Origin of the sequence: Bifidobacterium sp. CP2 (assembly GCF_018555635.1) — a bacterium.
Lineage (GTDB): Bacteria > Actinomycetota > Actinomycetes > Actinomycetales > Bifidobacteriaceae > Bifidobacterium > Bifidobacterium saguinibicoloris.
Window position 1 is genome coordinate 165394 of the sequence record NZ_JAFEJX010000004.1, and the last position, 15966, is coordinate 181359.

Sequence of the window (15966 nt, forward strand, 5' to 3'; positions counted from 1 at the left end):
GTTTTTCTCCAGCATCCCCGGAGTCGCGGTTATCGTGGGTCCGCAATACGGCAATCCTCATGGAATCGGAGGTTCGACATGACCGTTTCACGGGGTTCATGGAATCGTCGGGAGAAGGCGAAGCACAGGAAGGACGCGAAGGATCGTCTCAAGCGGGAGCGGACCGCGAACGAGGCGGCGGCCCGCGATTTGGTGGCCGTATCCACGGCGGCGACTGACCCGTTCACCTTCTACTCGTCGTATCGTCACGGAAGCCGCCGCTTCACGATCCACGTGGGACCGACGAACAGCGGCAAGACGCACGACGCGCTGGAGGCGTTGAAGTCCGCAGGCTCCGGCGCGTATCTGGCTCCGCTGAGGCTGCTTGCGTTGGAGACCGGGGAACGCCTTCGCGGCGAAGGACTGCCGACGGACATCATCACGGGTGAGGAACGGTCTTTGGACGGGGACGGACGCTTCGTCTCGCAGACCATCGGGACCCTGCGCCTGGACCGCGAATACGCATGCGTGGTGATCGACGAGGCGCAGATGATCGCGGATCCCGCCCATGGCGGCGCGTGGACGAGGGCGATCCTCGGCGTGAACTGCCCGGACATCCATGTCTGCTGCGCACCCGAGGCGCTGGCCATCGTCGAATCGCTGATCGCCATGTGCGGAGACCGGGCGGACGTGGTACGTCACGATCGTTCCACTCCGCTTCTGGTGGAGGCGAAGCCATGGGACGGTACCCCGCGGGAAGGCGACGCGATCATCGAATTCTCCCGTCACGACGTGTTGAGGACCGCCTCCGCAATCGAGGAGGACGGCATTCCGACCGCGATCGTGTACGGGGCGCTGCCGTGGGCGGCGCGACGCGCCGAGGCCCGACGCTTCGCTTCCGGCGAGGCGAAGGTGCTGGTCGCGACCGATGCGATCGGCATGGGCATGAACCTGCCGATACGCCGCATCGTGTTCAGCGCGAACCGTAAATTCGACGGCATGCGGAAACGGATGCTCGACGCGGTGGAGGTCAGACAGATCGCCGGACGTGCGGGACGTCTCGGCATGTTCGACAAGGGACTGGTCACTTCGGACGCACGGTCGAACGCATGGCTGGAGGATTGCCTGACCGGCACGGTGGCACCGATCAGCAAGGCGAGGGTTCCGTTCCCTCTCGGACTCGGACTGGACGACTCCGTGCCGCTGACCACGATCCTCAAGGTGTGGGCGAACGCCCCCATCCGATTCGACACGCTTGAACGAGAACGCCTGCACCGGCAACGCGCCATCGCGACACGGTTGGAGACAATCGCCGGCACGCGCAGGGACTTCCCCTACGACCGGCACACCATCCTGACCATGTCGTTCCTCCCCGCGGATGAGGTCCGTGACATGGATGAGCTCGTCTCCCTGTTCAGGGGACTGGTCCAGTCGCGCCATCCGATGCTGCCGGGCGGCGCCGAATGGCGGGAACGGTTCGCCGCCGAGCCCGACCGTCTTGGGACGCTCGAACGGGACATCCGGATTCTGACGCTGCGCTACGCATTCGCCGACGCGCTCGGACTCATGGACGAGGCGATGGACGGAATATTCGCCGTGACCCGTGAACGTTGGGACCGGGCCGTGATCGACAAGGTGGCCGGACCGAAGGCGTCCCTGCTGGGTTCGCGCATGTACGGCCGCGCCGAATGGGACGATTGGGACGACGATGAGGACCCGTATACGAACGGCGCATGGCGGTTCTGAAAGGGCGGTCCGAAAACGCGCCCTGCTCCCCCACGTCCATGGAGGAGCAGGGCCGTCTCCGCACGCATCCACGGTCCTGATCGCGCGAAACACGCCATATGGTTTTCCGACGGTTTTCCCAGTGTCGGCTTTCGCCGGTTGTAGAATTGACGACTATCGGGACACGGGACGACGCAGTCCATCGCGGTTCCGAAACGGATCTCCCTTCAAGGAGGTCTGGTTCACGAAGAAGTGAAGGAGTTACCAATGAAGACGAAGACGACCGTCAAAGCGACCGCCTTGCTGGCGGCCTCGGCGTTGGTCCTGCTGTCCGGATGCGGCGCGTCCCAGCAGCAGCCGGCCGACACGGAAGGCGAAGCGAGCGGCACCGTGACCGTGTGGGCATGGGAGCCCGCGCTCAAGCCGCTGGTCAAGAAGTTCGAGAAGAAGTACCCGAACATCAAGATCAAGCTCACGAACGTGGGCACCGCTCCCAAGACGACCTCGGCGTTCACCAACGCGTTCGCCGCCGGCTCAGGCATGCCCGACGTCGTCCAGTTCGAGTACTCGACGCTGCCCCAGATCGTGTACGGTTCGGAAGGTGCGCTGGAGGACCTCTCCACCTACCCGATCTCCGGCTGGAAGGACTTCTACACGTCCGGCCCGTGGAGTTCCGTGAACGTAAACGGCGGCATCTACGGCGTGCCGATGGATTCCGGACCGATGGCGCTGTTCTACAACAAGGCCACCTTCGACAAGGCCGGCATCAGCGAGCCGCCGAAGACGTGGGACGAGTTCTACGAGGACGCGAAGAAGATCCATGCGCTCGGCGACGACTACTACATCAGCTCGTACGCGGGCGACACGAACGACTCCAACAGCATCGTCGCGTTCTGGGCGCAGGCCGGGGCCAAGCCGTTCTCCATGGACGGCGAGAACCTCACAATCTCGCTGAAGAACGACGCGACCATCAAGAAGGTCAACGACTACTGGCAGCGCATGATCGACGAGGGACTGATCGCGAAGAACATCCCGAGCTGGTCGGACGAATGGTTCCGCAGCTTCGCCGACGGCACGAACGCGGCGATCGTCACCGGCGGATGGATGCCCGCGAACCTGGCCGGCAGCTCCGCCGCCGCATCCGGTGATTGGCGCGTCGCCCCGACTCCGGTCTGGAGCGATTCCGACACGATCAACAGTTCGAACGGCGGTTCCACGCTCGCGTTGGTCTCCTCGTCGAAGAACAAGAAGGCCGCATGGAAGTGGCTCGAGTACGTCACGCACGACAAGGAGGGCATCGCCGCGTACACGGACGCCGGCGGCTTCCCGCCCAGCAAGGACCGGCTCCAGGACGAGGAGTTCCTCAAGGGCTCCGAGGAGCTGTCCGCGTACTTCGGCGGGCAGGAATACAACAAGGTCCTCGCCCAGTCCGCGCTCGACGTGAAGGAGGCGTTCGTCTTCCCGCCGTTCTGGGGCTACGCGATGACCGCGTTCGGCGACTCCTTCGGCTCGGTCTTCCAGGGCTCCGGCAAGCTCGACGACGCTGTGGGCACCTGGCAGCAGAAGCTCGTCGACTATGCGGACCAACAGGGATTCACCGTCAAGGAATAGTCGGATGACCGGTCGATTCCGTTGATACGCGGGGAGGGCCGCCACGTATTCCACGTGGCGGCCCTCCCCGCGTATCAACGCGTTATCGTCGCGTTACCATCGCGTTATCGTCGATGACACGCACGCCTATCACAGCGTCTTGAGCTGTGCGGCGATCTGCACGGCCTCGACGCTGGCCTCGGCCTTGTTGCGTGTCTCCTGCCATTCGGTCGCGGGCACGGAGTCGAGCACGATGCCCGCTCCGGCCTGCACGCTCGCCTCATGGTCGCGCAGAAACGCGGTGCGGATGGCGATGGCCATATCGAGGTTGCCGGAGAAGTCGAAGTAGCCGACGGTGCCGCCGTAGATGCCGCGGTCAGCGACCTCCAGCTCGTCGATGATCTCGACCGCACGCGGCTTGGGCGCGCCGGAGAGCGTGCCGGCCGGGAACGCGGACTTGAACACGTCGAACGCGGTCAGCGACGGGTCGACGCGGCCGGTGACCGTCGAGCAGATGTGCATGATGTGGCTGAACCGCTTGATGTCCATCAGGGAGACGACTTCGACGGACTGCGGAACGCACACCTTGCTCAGATCGTTGCGTGCCAAGTCGACGAGCATGATGTGCTCGCTGCGCTCCTTCGGATCGGCGAGCAGCTCCTTGGCGAGCTTCGCATCCTCCTCGGGGGTGGCGCCACGCGGACGGGAGCCGGCGATCGGGAAGGTCATCGCGTGGCCGTTGTCGACCTTGATGAGCGTCTCGGGGCTGGAACCGATGACGTTGAAATCGCGGCCCTCGGCGTCGGTGAGCGCCATGAAATACATGTACGGGCTCGGGTTCAGGGTGCGCAGCACACGGTACACGTCGAACGGGTCGGCCGGCGAATCGATGTCGAGACGCTGGGAGATGACGACCTGGAACACGTCACCGTCCACGATGTGCTTCTTGGCGGCCTCGACGGCCTGCTCGTACCGGCTCTTCTCCGTACGGAAGCGCAGCTGCGGCTGTGCCTTCGACGGGTCGAGCGCGTTGACGCGCGCCTCTCCCGGGGTGGGCGTCGCCGCGTTACGCTGCATCCGCTCGAGCCGCGCCACGGCCTGATCGTAGGCGATGTCGGCGCGCGTGGGCTTGTCATCCACGTTGACCGCGTTGGCGATGAGCCACACGGATCCGGAGACGTGGTCGACGACGGCGATGTCGGTGGCGAGGGCGAGCACCATCTGCGGCTGGCCGGTCTCGTCCGGGGCCTCGGCGCGCAGGGTCGGCTCCCAGTGGCGGATCGCATCCCAGCCGACGGTGCCGACGAGACCGGAGGTGAGGTTCGGCAGTCCCTCGACGTGCGGCGCCTTCAGCGTCTTCAGCGCGGCGTGCGCGACCTCGACGACGTCGCCCTCGGTGGGAACTCCCGCGGGCACGGTGCCGAGCCAGCTCGCGTTGCCGTCCTTGTCGGCGCGCAGCTGGGCCATGGAATTCACGCCGATGAAGCTGTAGCGGCTCCACGTGCCGCCGTATTCGGCGGATTCAAGGATGAACGTGCCGCTTCGGCCGTTGGCGAGGCGCTCGTAGAAGCCGACCGGGGTGAGCGAGTCGGCGAGGAGCCTCCGCACGATCGGGATGACGCGATAGCCTTCGTCGGCGAGCCTATGGAACTCCTGGCGGGAGGGCCAGGTGTCGCCCCAGTTCAGGTCCCTGACGCTGTTGGCATGTGCGGCGCCGTCCGCGGCGTTCGTGCGCTCGCTCATCGTTCCTCCTCCTGTTCCTTCGTGCGATGCCCAACGACGACCGGCAGCGGACCGCCTTCGAGGAAGCAGCTGCGCTTGCCGGTGTGGCATGCGGCACCGACCTGGTCGACCTCGACGAGCAGCGCGTCGCCGTCGCAGTCGAGCGCGACGGATTTGACGTACTGCACGTGCCCTGAGGTGTCGCCCTTGCGCCAGTACTCCTGACGGGACCGGGACCAGAAGGTCACGCGTCCGGTGGTGAGGGTGCGGCGCAGCGCCTCGTCGTTCATGTAGCCGACCATGAGCACCTCGTGCGTGTCGTACTGCTGGATGACTACGGCGACGAGGCCTTTGGCGTCATGCTTGAGACGCCGCGCGATGCGCGGGTCGAGTTCGGTGGTGTTGTCGTATGCGATGTCTGTCATGTTCTCTCTGCGCTTTTCTGCATGCTGCAGTCGGAACGGTTTTGCCGCGGGTCGCCCGTGTCACCTTCCGATTGCTGGTGTCTGTTGTGTCCGATGTCAGCGCACGGTGTAGCCGTGACGTTTGAGTTCGGCCTTGACGTCGGCGATGGTCATGAGCCCGTAGTGGAAGACGGACGCGGCGAGCACCGCGTTGGCGCCGGCCTCGATGGCGGGTGGGAAGTCCTCGACCTTGCCGGCGCCGCCGGAGGCGATGATCGGGATCTTGACCTCCTTGCGCACGGCACGGATCATCTCCAAGTCGAAGCCCTGTTTGGTGCCGTCGGCGTCCATCGAGTTGAGAAGGATCTCGCCGGCGCCGAGCTGTTCGGCGCGCTTGACCCACCAGATCGCGTCGATGCCGGTGGACTTGCGTCCGCCCATCGTGGTGACTTCGAAACCGGACTGCGTGTGCTGCTCGCCCTTCTCGCGACGGGCGTCGACGGAGAGGACCAGCACCTGGTTGCCGAAGCGTTCGGCGACGCGGCTGATGAGCGTGGGGTCGTTGATGGCGGCGGTGTTGACGCCGACCTTGTCGGCGCCGCAGCGCAGCAGCGAGTCGACGTCCTCGGGGGTGCGCACGCCGCCGCCGACGGTCATCGGGATGAAGACCTGTTCGGCTGTGCGGCTGACCACGTCGACCATCGTACCGCGGTGTGAACTGGAGGCGGTCACGTCAAGGAAGGTGAGCTCGTCGGCGCCCTGACGGTAGTATTCGGCGGCAAGCTCGACGGGATCGCCGGCGTCCTTCAGGTTCTCGAAATGGACGCCCTTGACCACTCGTCCGGCATCGACGTCCAGGCACGGGATGACTCGAACCGCCAACGACATAACTTGCACTCCCCTGTTCTAGGCTTTCGTTGTTCCGCGTTCCAGAGTACCGACGGCATGTCGCACGGACGTCCGCCGTCTCATTTCTCCGGGAGGCGGCCGTCACGCCTTGCCGAACGCCTCCCGGGTCTTGGCGGCGAGCTGTCCGCAGGCGCCGTCGATGTCCTGGCCGCGGGTGTCACGCAACGTGGCGGTGATGCCGGCGGCGTGCAGGATCTCCAGGAACCGGGCCTCGTCCTCCGGCTTGGAGGCGGTCCAGCGGGAGCCTTCGATCGGGTTGAGCGGAATCGGGTTGACGTGCGCCCAGTTGTCGCCGTAATGGTTGATGCGTTTGGCGAGCAGGCGTGCGTGCTCGGCCTGGTCGTTGATGCCGCGCATCAGCGCGTATTCGATGCTGACGCGGCGCTTGGAGGCGAGGAAGTAGTCGTGAGCGGCATCGAGCACCTGCGTGGTGTCGAAACGCTTGTTCATCGGCACGAGCTCGTCGCGCAGCTCGTCGCTCGGCGCGTGCAGGGAGACGGCGAGACGGACGGGGATGCCTTCGGCGGCGAGTTTCCTGATGCCGGGGACGACGCCGACGGTGGACACGGTGATGTTGCGCGCGGAGATGCCGAAGCCCTCCGGCGGCATCGCGGAGATCTGGCGTACGGCGGACAGCACGGATCGGTAGTTGCCCATCGGCTCACCCATGCCCATGAACACGATGTTGCTGAGCCTGCCGGGGCCGCCTGCGACCTCGCCGTCGCGCATCATACGGGCGGCGACACGCACCTGTTCGAGAATCTCGCCGGCGGACATGTTGCGCGTCAGTCCCAGCTTGCCGGTGGCGCAGAACGGGCATCCCATGCCGCAACCGACCTGGCTGGAGATGCACAGAGTGGTGCGGGTCGGGTAGCGCATGAGCACGGATTCGATGTGGGAGCCGTCGAACAGCCGCCACAGGGTCTTGATGGTGGTGCCTTCGTCGGCGACCTGACGGGTGACCTCGTGGATGAGCTCGGGGAAGAACGCGGCGGCGGCCTCGTCGCGCTTGGCGGCGGGGAAGTCGGTGAATTCGGCGGCGTTGACGTCGAAGTGGCCGTAGTAGTGGTTGGCGAGCTGCTTGACGCGGAACTTCGGCATGCCGAGCTCCTTCGCCTTCGCGACGCGCTCCTCGTCCGTCATGTCGGCGAAGTGCAGCGGTGGCTTGCCGCGACGGGCGTGGTCCTTGGAGAGCACGTCACGGAACGCGCCTGTGGTGCCTCCGGGGGTGATGCCGGTTTCCGGGATGTCCTGATGCTGGTCGACCATCTGCGGCTTTCCTTCGATGTCATGTCGTTGTCTGGTGCGGTATGGGACCGCACGGCCCTTCCATCGCGAAGGCCGGGCGATGCATGGTGCAATCGGCCCGGCCCGTGCGATGCGGTGTTCATGGGATCGTCGTCACAGTCCGGTGAACCACATGAGGATGCAGGTGAACGGCGCCGCCATGAGGATGGAGTCGACGCGGTCCATGACGCCACCGTGCCCCTTGAGCAGATGTCCCATGTCCTTGATGCCGAGATCTCGTTTGATCATCGAGGCGCACAGGTCGCCGAAGGTGCCCACCACGCCGACGAGCACGCCGGAGAGGACCGGGACCCACCACTTGGAGGCCCACACGTCGGACGTGTACGTGCTGAACATGACGGCGAAGGCGCCGGCCATCGCGAAGAGGACGGATCCCGCCAGCCCCTCCCAGCTCTTCTTCGGGGAGATGCGCGGCGAAAGCTTGTGCCTGCCGAGCCATGCACCGGCGAACAGACCGCCGGTGTCGGACAGGGCGGGCAGGAACACGAGCATGATCGCATGAGCCACCGGGTGTCCGTGGAAGGTCAACGGGATGATGATGCAGCAGGCGAGCAGCGGGATGTACAGCACGGTGAGCACGGACACGGCGACGTGGCTCAGCCGGGAGTGATGCTGCTCTCCCCCGTCGTGGTTGAACGAGGATTCGAGACGGGCGCCGGCCTCGGTGCTGGAGAGCTTGGCGGCGACGGCGAGCGACAGACGGTTGCCGAAGCTCATCTTCGCGGTGGCGGTGACGGCGACGAGCATGATGGACGCCATCACGCACAACGCCATGGCGACCACGTGCAGCGGCGCGTAGTACGTGGCGAACAGCGTCGCCGTCGAGCACAGCCACAGCATGACCACGGGGATGTGCAGCCCCACCGTGGCGAAGTCCACGCGCAGCTCCCACAGGGCCAGCAGCATGAACACGACGACCAACGCCACGAAGAGGTCGATGTCGATGAGCAATGCGGCGAGAATGACCGCGATGAGCAGAACGGCCGTGCCGATCGCCTGGGGCATGTTGCGGCCGGTCTTCTTGTTGATCTCGTCGAGAGCGACCTCGGCCTCTTCGTGGAGTTGTTCGTTGCGTTCCATAGTCGTTCGAGGAGGGTCGGTCAGACCTCCATGATCTCCTTCTGCTTGGTCTCGAGCAGGGCGTCGATTTCGTCGGTGACGGACTTGGTGACCTTGTCGAGGTCCTTGAGCAGGCGGTCGCCCTCGTCCTCGCCCATGTCGCCGTCCTTGACGGCCTTGTCGATGCCTTCCTTGGTCTTGCGGCGGATGTTGCGCACCGCGACCTTGCCGTCCTCGGCCTTGCCCTTGGCGAGCTTGACGTACTCCTTGCGGCGTTCCTCGGTCAGCTCCGGCATGGTCAGGCGGATGACGTTGCCGTCGCGGTTCGGGCTGACGCCCAGATCGGAGTTGCGGATGGCCTTCTCGACGGCGGCGGCCTGGGAGGCGTCGAACGGGGTGACGGACAGGGTGCGCGGCTCCGGGACGCCGATGGAGGCGACGGCCTTGATGGGGGTGGGAGCGCCGTAGTAGTCCACCACGATGCCGTTGAGCAGCGCCGGGTTGGCGCGGCCGGTGCGGATGCCCGCGAAGTTCTCCTTGGTGTTCTCCACCGTCTTGGCCATCTGTTCCTTGGCCTGATCGATGACGTTTGCCATTGTTGGTTCTCCTTTGGTGGTTCGTCCGTGAACGGTTTCGGTTTCGATTGTAGATGGTGCGGATCGGGTCGGCTCAGTCCGCCACGCGCGATTCGGCGGTGGACACGAGCGTGCCGATCTCCTCGCCGAGCAGGGCGCGGGTGACGTTGCCCGGCTCCTCGAGTCCGAAGACGCGGATGCGCTTCTTGTTGTCGCGCGCCATGGACAGGGCGGAGGCGTCCATCACGGCGAGGTTGTCGACGAGGGCGCGGTTGTAGCTCAGGGTCTCGAAGCGCTTGGCGTTCGGGTCCTTGCGCGGGTCGGCGGTGTACACGCCGTCGACGCCGTTCTTGCCCATGACGACCTCGTCGCAGTGGATCTCCAGGGAGCGCTGGATGGACACGGTGTCGGTGGAGAAGTACGGCATGCCGGCGCCGGCGCCGAAGATGACCACGCGGCCCTTCTCGAGATGGCGGATGGCCTTGAGCGGGATGTACGGCTCGGCCACCTGACCCATCGTGATGGCGGTCTGCACGCGGGTGGCCTGGCCTTCCTGCTCGAGGAAGTCCTGCAGCGCGAGGCAGTTCATCACGGTGCCGAGCATGCCCATGTAGTCGCCGCGGGAACGGTCGATGCCGGCCTGCTGGAGTTCGGCGCCGCGGAAGAAGTTGCCGCCGCCGGTGACGATGGCGACCTGCACGCCCTGCTCGACCGCGGGGACGATCTCCTCGGCGATGCGACGCACCACGTGCGGGTCGATACCGACCTTGCCACCCCCGAACGCCTCGCCGGAAAGCTTGAGCAGCACCCTGCGCGGTTTGTCCTTTGCCTCGTTGCCAGTCATACGTTTCGCCTTTCGTCCTAGGGCCCCTCGGCGTCCATGGCCGGGGTGTCCCACGAAAATTACCGTCTAACAGGTTATCCGGGATTCGCGACAGACGTTCCGCGAGCCGTCACCGGCGATGCGACGCCCACCAGTTGAGCACCGATCCCGCCACGACGAGCAGCGTGCCGCACCAGAACGGCAGGGACAGCGAAAGTCCCAGCATCAGCGCGCTGGCCGCCACCGAGAGCACGGGTGTGGCGTAGGAGGCGACGGCGAGCGTGTTGAGGCTGCCATGCAGGATGCCGTATCCCCAACATGCGTAGCCGCCGGCGATGACGGCCGCGCAGCCGAGGACGGCGAGCCAATCGACGATTCCCGGCATGGCTGCGGGCATGCCTTCGCCGGAGACGAAATGGATGATCCACAACGCGACGGCGACGCCCGGGAAAAACACCGATGTGCCGTCGAGTCCTCCGGACATGGACGGGGTGGCGACCGCGTACACGGACCATGCGAACGCGCCGAGGAACGCCAGCAGGTACGGCAGCGGGTTGGCCGCAATGTGCCCGACGGTCGCGGACGGGTCAAGTCCGCTGTTGCCGCCGACCGCCAAGGCGACGCCGAACGTGGCGACGACGGCCCCGGGCAGGGCCCGCCATACGGCGCCTTTGGCGCTGGGTCGAGCGAAGCCGGCGGCGAGCAGCACCATCATCGTCGGCCACAGATAGTTGACGAGGCTCACCTCCACCGATTGCGCGGCGTCGGACGCGAGCCCGATGGACAGGGAGATCGAGGACTCGTAGAAGACGAACAGTATGCCGCCGATCATGAGGTATCTCTTCGGATATGACCTGAGCGGCGCAGGCCTGTGGAACACGAGCAGCAGCACGACGCCGGTGGTATAGATCAGAGCGGATCCCAGTGTGGCGCCGAACGCCTCGGCGACGATGCGCACGAGCGCGGTCATCATGCTCCACAGCAGAATCGCGGCGAGTCCCACCGCCGTGGCGCGCGTGGCGGGAACGTGTTTCGGACGCGCTCCCCCGTCGTTCATCGGTCCGTTCATGTTCGTCTTCCCCTCCGTCGGCTCCGTTCCATGTGTCCCATACGTCCCCCATACCTTCGCAGCAACGACGATGGCCGTGCACCCCGGTCGATTGACAGGGGTGCACGGCCATCGACAACCGTCATTCACCGGACGGCTGGCTTAGAGGGGAATCAGTCCTCGTCGCCCTTGCCGACCTCGACGCGGGCGAAGGCCAGGGCCTTGCCGCCGACCTCTTCGAACAGCTTGCCGACGGTCTTGGACGGATCCTTGACGAACGGCTGCTCGAGCAGGACGACCTCCTTGAAGAAGGCGTTCAGACGGCCTTCGACGATCTTCGGGACGATCTTCTCCGGCTTGCCCTCGGCGAGGGACTTCTCGGTGGCGACGCGACGCTCGGACTCGACGACCTCGGCCGGGACGTCCTCGCGGGTGAGCCACTTGGCGCTCATCGCGGAAATCTGCAGCGCGGCCTCGTGGGCGACGGCGGCGCCGGCCTTGTCGGTGGCGATCATCGCGACGATGCTCGGCGGCATCTCGGCGGACTTCTTGTGGGCGTAGATCTCGACGTGCTCGCCGGAGATCTTCGCGAACTGGCCGACCTTGACGTGCTCGCCGAACAGGGCGGCGGCCTCCTCGATGGCCTCCTTGACGGTCTCGTCACCGGCCTTGGCGGCCAGCAGCTCGTCGGCGTTGTTCGCGTCGGCGGCGACGGCGTAGCCGAGGATGGTGTCGGCGAATTCGACGAACTTCGGGGTCTTGGCCACGAAGTCGGTCTCGGAGTTCAGCTCGACCGCGTAGCCGGTCTCGCCGTTGGCGCCTTCGACGACCTTGGAGGCGATGGTGCCTTCCTGGGCCTTGCGGCCCTCGCGCTTGCCGGCGGCGGCGATGCCCTTGGCGCGGATGATCTCCTTGGCGCGGGCGACGTCGCCTTCGGCCTCGGTCAGGGCCTTCTTGACGTCGAGCATGCCGGCGCCGGTGTCCTCGCGGACCTGCTTGATCAGAGCGGCGGTAATAGCTGCCATGAAACTTGTCTCCTTGAGATGAAACTCGATTGTTGTCCCCTAGGAAAGGAGGTGCAATCCTTGCTGCACCTCCAATCCTAGCGTCAGGTGGACCCTAGCGGGTCACTCGGCCTTGGCTTCGCCTTCGGCGGATTCGGCCGGAGCGGCTTCCTGATTCTCCAGGAGGTCCTTCTCCCAAGCGGCCATCGGCTGCTCGGAGGCACCCTCCTCCTTGGCGGCCTTGCCGGAACGCTCGATGAGGCCATCGGCGACGGCGTCGGCCATGAGGGTGGTCAGCAGCTCGATGCCGCGGATGGCGTCATCGTTGGCCGGAATCGGGTAGTCGACGGACTCCGGGTCGGTGTTGGTGTCGACGATGGCGACGACCGGGATGCCCAGCTTGTGGGCTTCCTCGACGGCCAGCGCCTCCTTGTTGATGTCGACCACGAACATCGCGGACGGGGTGCGGCCCATGTTGCGGATGCCGCCGAGCTGCTTCTCCAGCTTGTCCTTCTCGCGCTCGAGGAGCAGCAGCTCCTTCTTGGTCAGGCCGGAGCCGTGCACGTCGGAGAAGTCCATCTCCTCGAGCTCCTTGAGGCGGCTGACGCGCTTGGAGACGGTCTGGAAGTTGGTCAGCATGCCGCCGAGCCAACGCTCGGAGACGTACGGCATGTTCACGCGGGTGGCCTGGGCGGAGACGGCCTCCTGGGCCTGCTTCTTGGTGCCGACGAAGAGCACGGTGCCGTTGTGGGCCACGGTGGTCTTGATGAAGTCGTACGCCTTGTCGATCAGCTCGAGCGACTTGAACAGGTTGATGATGTGGATGCCGTTGCGCTGGGTGAGGATGTACTGCTTCATCTTCGGGTTCCAGCGGCGGGTCTGGTGGCCGAAGTGCAGGCCGGCCTTCAGCATTTCGCTCATCGTGATCTGAGCCATGGTAATACTTACCTTTCTGTCGGTTATTGCCTGGTCATGCGCACCCGAGTGCAGCCTTCGCCTGTGTCGCCACAGGTTCGGGCCGACCGACACGGGCCGTCGCGGACATGACGCGAATTCGTTGCACGCCGGTTGACGATATTGGGTGGCCCGGAACGGCTGCGACTCCGTCCCACGCCGGTTGGCGCACAAACAGTCAGGCTATCACGGCCTATGGAAAAGGCGTCGGCTCCCCTTCCCGGGGAACCGACGCCTGCGAATCGGAAAGGCCGGATTCACGGCCGCATGGTTCAGGCGGGCTGATGCTCCCGCATGTACTTCAGCGCGGCCCGGCGTTCCGCCTTCTCGAGACGGTCCAGATAGACATGGCCGTCGAGATGGTCGGTCTCGTGCTGGAGCATGCGGCCCATCAGGCCGTCGCCTTCGAGCACGATCTCCTTGCCGTCCAGGTCGATGCCGCGCACGCGGGCGTAGTCGGCGCGGCGCGTCTTGTACCACAGTCCCGGCACGGACAGGCATCCCTCGTCGCCGTACTGCTCGCCGCGGGTCTCCTCCAACATGGGGTTGAGGATGTAGCCGATCTTTCCGTCGATGTTGTAGGAGAACGCCCTGAGGCTCACTCCGATCTGGTTGGCGGACAGGCCCGCCCTTCCGGGGTCGTTGACGGTCTCGAGCAGGTCGTCCACCAAGCGGCGGACCGCGGGCGTGATCTCCCGGATCTCGTCGCACGGCGTGCGCAGCACGGGGTCGGGAACGATGCGAATCTCACGGATGGCCACGGTCTCACTCCTCCTTGTCGTCGGCGTTCGGAGCGTGGGCGCCGTCATCCCGTGCGTCGTCCGCCTGTCCGCGGCCGGCCTCGGCGGCGTCCCCCTGTTCCTCCTGCCGTTTGATCTTCTCGGATACGCTAGCAATGGAATCCGACACGTTCTCCCGGGCCTGCTCGTAGGCGGACCTCAACGCTTTGGGGTTGACGCTCTCGGAGGCCTGCTTGACGGTCTCGGCCGTGCGCTTGACCGATTCCGTGGTCCTGTCGAGGATGCGCACGGTGGCGGGCAGCGGCTTCGACGGTCCCTTGGGCGTGTAGATGTCGTTGTCGATGATGTCCGCGTACCGCGCGAGCACCTTCGGACGCACCACCTTGAGGCTCGGCGTGAGCGTGCCGGCGTCCTGGCTGAACTCCTCGTCCAGCACCACGAACTTGCGCACCGATTCGGCCCTGGAGACGTTAGCGTTCGCCTGGTCGACGTACTGCTGGATGAATGCGCGCACGGCGTCGTTCCTCGACACCTCGTCCATGGGGGCGTCGGGGTCGAGCCCCTGCGAGGCGAGCCAGGTGCGCGTCATCTCCGGATCGAGTTCGATGAGCGCGGCGATGAACGGCTTGCCGTCGCCGACCACCACGGCGTGCGCCACGATGGGGCAGGTGGCGATGGTCTCCTCCATCGGCGCGGGGCTGACGTTCTTGCCGCCCGCGGTGATGATGATGTCCTTCTTGCGCCCGGTGATGGTGACGAAACCGTCGTCGTCGATGGTGCCGAGATCCCCGGTGTGGATCCAGCCGTCCGCCGTCTTGGTCTCGGCGGTGAGCTCCGGCTGCCGGTAGTATCCGAGGAACACGTTCGGTCCGGTGAGCAGCAGTTCGCCGTCCTCCCCCTGCTTCACGCCCATGCCGGGACCGGGCTTGCCGACGGAGCCGACCTTGTTGTCGTCCTGCCAGTTGACGAGCATGGGGGCGGCGGTCTCGGTCATGCCGTAGCCCTGGATGAACGTGATGCCGTCCATGCCGTTGAAGAAGTGGGCGAGGTCCGGGTTGAGCGGCGCGCCGCCGCATGCCAGCCATGCCAGATTCGGGCCGAGCGCGGAACGGACCGACTTGCCGACCGTGCTCATGAAGAACGCGTGCTGGATGCGTGCGGCCGGCGAATGGCGCTTCCCGTCTTGTTCGTCGCGGGACCACTGCACGAAATGCCTGTACGCCGCGGCGAAGATGCGGCCGGCGATGCCGTTGCCGGCCTTCTGGGATGCGGCGTTGTAGACCTTCTCGAACACGCGGGGCACGCCGAGCAGATACGTCGGCTTGAACGAGCGGATGTCCGCGAGCAGATGCTTCGCACCCGGGATGTAGCCGACGACGCCGTGCCCGCCGATCGCCACGTATTGGATGTACCGGGCGAAACAGTGCGCCAGCGGCAGGAACAGCAGCAGCCGGTTCGACGTGTACAGCATGTCCTCGAGGATGATGTAGCCGTTCTTCACGATATGCGTGAAGTTGCGGTTGGACAGCATCGCGCCCTTCGGCTTGCCGGTGGAGCCGGAGGTGTAGACGATGGTGGTCATGTCGTCCGCCTTCACCCGCTTGATGGCGGCGTCGAGCTCCTCGTCGGTCACGTGGGCGCCGAAATCGGCGACGGCGTCGAGCCCGTCCGCCTTGAAGTTGAACACGTATTCGAGCCCCTTCACCGACGCACGCACCTGTTCGAGCGTCTGCGCGTGCAGGTGGTCGCCGGCGAACGCGATGAGGGGCGAGGTGTCCGCGATGATCGACGTCGCCTGCCTGGCCGAGTCCGTCTCGTAGATGGGCACGCTCACCGCGCCGATGGCGGCGCATGCGAAGTCCGTGACGCCCCACTCGTAGCAGGTGGCGGAGTAGATGGCGACCATCGTGCCCGGGCGCACGCCCAGGCCGAGCAGCCCCTTGGCGACCTCACGCACCCGGGCGAGCATGGCCGATGCGGTGACCGTGTGCCAGACGCGGCCGGCGTCCTGGTATTCTGCGATCTCGTCGTCGGGAGCGCTTGAGGCGCGGTCGGCGAGCAGCGAGAATATCGTGTCGTCGTCGGTGGTCACGTATTCGGGTTCGGAAACAAATTCACGCAACATA

General features: G+C 65.7%; 14 protein-coding genes. 2 read left to right on the forward strand and 12 right to left on the reverse strand.

What is annotated here, in order from left to right:
- Positions 1–78: 78 nt before the first annotated feature.
- Together JS531_RS04680 and JS531_RS04685 are read left to right on the forward strand one after the other, a co-directional pair.
- Positions 79–1725: a helicase-related protein gene (locus tag JS531_RS04680; protein WP_214313393.1), complete on the forward strand. Its 1647-nt coding sequence runs from the start codon at positions 79–81 to the stop codon at positions 1723–1725.
- A 246-nt stretch (positions 1726–1971) separates the two neighbouring features.
- On the forward strand, positions 1972–3315 hold the full coding sequence (locus tag JS531_RS04685; RefSeq protein WP_214313395.1) for a sugar ABC transporter substrate-binding protein: 1344 nt from the start codon (positions 1972–1974) through the stop codon (positions 3313–3315).
- A gap of 129 nt (positions 3316–3444) precedes the next feature.
- Here JS531_RS04685 and trpE read toward each other — a convergent pair whose 3' ends face one another.
- The 12 genes from trpE to JS531_RS04745 form a co-directional block, all read right to left on the reverse strand.
- A complete protein-coding gene (gene trpE, locus JS531_RS04690) occupies positions 3445–5037 on the reverse strand; it encodes an anthranilate synthase component I (RefSeq protein WP_214313397.1) in 1593 nt (530 codons plus the stop codon).
- Positions 5034–5441: a phosphoribosyl-AMP cyclohydrolase gene (gene hisI, locus JS531_RS04695; protein WP_214313399.1), complete on the reverse strand. Its 408-nt coding sequence runs from the start codon at positions 5439–5441 to the stop codon at positions 5034–5036. Before hisI ends, trpE begins: the two co-directional genes overlap by 4 nt.
- A gap of 96 nt (positions 5442–5537) precedes the next feature.
- On the reverse strand, positions 5538–6308 hold the full coding sequence (gene hisF, locus JS531_RS04700) for an imidazole glycerol phosphate synthase subunit HisF (protein WP_214313409.1): 771 nt from the start codon (positions 6306–6308) through the stop codon (positions 5538–5540).
- Positions 6309–6410: 102 nt separating this feature from the next.
- Entirely contained in the window at positions 6411–7598 is a 1188-nt protein-coding gene (rlmN, locus tag JS531_RS04705; RefSeq protein WP_214313411.1) for a 23S rRNA (adenine(2503)-C(2))-methyltransferase RlmN, read from the reverse strand.
- Positions 7599–7730: 132 nt separating this feature from the next.
- Positions 7731–8717 (reverse strand): phosphatidate cytidylyltransferase, encoded by a 987-nt coding sequence (locus JS531_RS04710; RefSeq protein WP_214313413.1) that lies wholly within the window; start codon positions 8715–8717, stop codon positions 7731–7733.
- A 20-nt stretch (positions 8718–8737) separates the two neighbouring features.
- Positions 8738–9292, reverse strand: coding sequence for a ribosome recycling factor (gene frr / locus JS531_RS04715; RefSeq protein WP_214313415.1), 555 nt, complete (start codon positions 9290–9292; stop codon positions 8738–8740).
- Positions 9293–9365: 73 nt separating this feature from the next.
- The gene (gene pyrH / locus JS531_RS04720; protein WP_214313424.1) at positions 9366–10115 is read right to left on the reverse strand and encodes a UMP kinase; all 750 of its coding nucleotides are present in this window, start codon (positions 10113–10115) and stop codon (positions 9366–9368) included.
- A 109-nt stretch (positions 10116–10224) separates the two neighbouring features.
- Positions 10225–11163, reverse strand: a complete 939-nt coding sequence (yddG, locus tag JS531_RS04725; RefSeq protein ID WP_214313426.1) for an aromatic amino acid DMT transporter YddG — start codon at positions 11161–11163, stop codon at positions 10225–10227.
- Between the two features lie 152 nt (positions 11164–11315).
- Positions 11316–12167 carry a translation elongation factor Ts gene (gene tsf, locus JS531_RS04730; RefSeq protein WP_214313428.1) on the reverse strand — a complete coding sequence of 284 codons (852 nt, stop codon included), beginning with the start codon at positions 12165–12167 and terminating at the stop codon, positions 11316–11318.
- A gap of 102 nt (positions 12168–12269) precedes the next feature.
- Positions 12270–13082 (reverse strand): 30S ribosomal protein S2, encoded by an 813-nt coding sequence (gene rpsB, locus JS531_RS04735; RefSeq protein ID WP_214313430.1) that lies wholly within the window; start codon positions 13080–13082, stop codon positions 12270–12272.
- A 290-nt stretch (positions 13083–13372) separates the two neighbouring features.
- Positions 13373–13861 carry a peptide deformylase gene (gene def / locus JS531_RS04740; protein WP_214313432.1) on the reverse strand — a complete coding sequence of 163 codons (489 nt, stop codon included), beginning with the start codon at positions 13859–13861 and terminating at the stop codon, positions 13373–13375.
- Between the two features lie 4 nt (positions 13862–13865).
- Positions 13866–15965, reverse strand: a complete 2100-nt coding sequence (locus JS531_RS04745) for an AMP-dependent synthetase/ligase (RefSeq protein WP_214313434.1) — start codon at positions 15963–15965, stop codon at positions 13866–13868.
- Between the last annotated feature and the right edge of the window lies 1 nt (position 15966).

Bases quoted from the DNA above. Each gene is read 5' to 3' on its own strand.
- JS531_RS04680 (WP_214313393.1), top strand. From the start codon at position 79: ATGACCGTTTCACGGGGTTCATGGAATCGTCGGGAGAAGGCGAAGCAC.
- JS531_RS04685 (WP_214313395.1), top strand. From the start codon at position 1,972: ATGAAGACGAAGACGACCGTCAAAGCGACCGCCTTGCTGGCGGCCTCG.
- trpE (WP_214313397.1), bottom strand. From the start codon at position 5,037: ATGAGCGAGCGCACGAACGCCGCGGACGGCGCCGCACATGCCAACAGC.
- hisI (WP_214313399.1), bottom strand. From the start codon at position 5,441: ATGACAGACATCGCATACGACAACACCACCGAACTCGACCCGCGCATC.
- hisF (WP_214313409.1), bottom strand. From the start codon at position 6,308: ATGTCGTTGGCGGTTCGAGTCATCCCGTGCCTGGACGTCGATGCCGGA.
- rlmN (WP_214313411.1), bottom strand. From the start codon at position 7,598: ATGGTCGACCAGCATCAGGACATCCCGGAAACCGGCATCACCCCCGGA.
- JS531_RS04710 (WP_214313413.1), bottom strand. From the start codon at position 8,717: ATGGAACGCAACGAACAACTCCACGAAGAGGCCGAGGTCGCTCTCGAC.
- frr (WP_214313415.1), bottom strand. From the start codon at position 9,292: ATGGCAAACGTCATCGATCAGGCCAAGGAACAGATGGCCAAGACGGTG.
- pyrH (WP_214313424.1), bottom strand. From the start codon at position 10,115: ATGACTGGCAACGAGGCAAAGGACAAACCGCGCAGGGTGCTGCTCAAG.
- yddG (WP_214313426.1), bottom strand. From the start codon at position 11,163: ATGAACGGACCGATGAACGACGGGGGAGCGCGTCCGAAACACGTTCCC.
- tsf (WP_214313428.1), bottom strand. From the start codon at position 12,167: ATGGCAGCTATTACCGCCGCTCTGATCAAGCAGGTCCGCGAGGACACC.
- rpsB (WP_214313430.1), bottom strand. From the start codon at position 13,082: ATGGCTCAGATCACGATGAGCGAAATGCTGAAGGCCGGCCTGCACTTC.
- JS531_RS04745 (WP_214313434.1), bottom strand. From the start codon at position 15,965: ATGTTGCGTGAATTTGTTTCCGAACCCGAATACGTGACCACCGACGAC.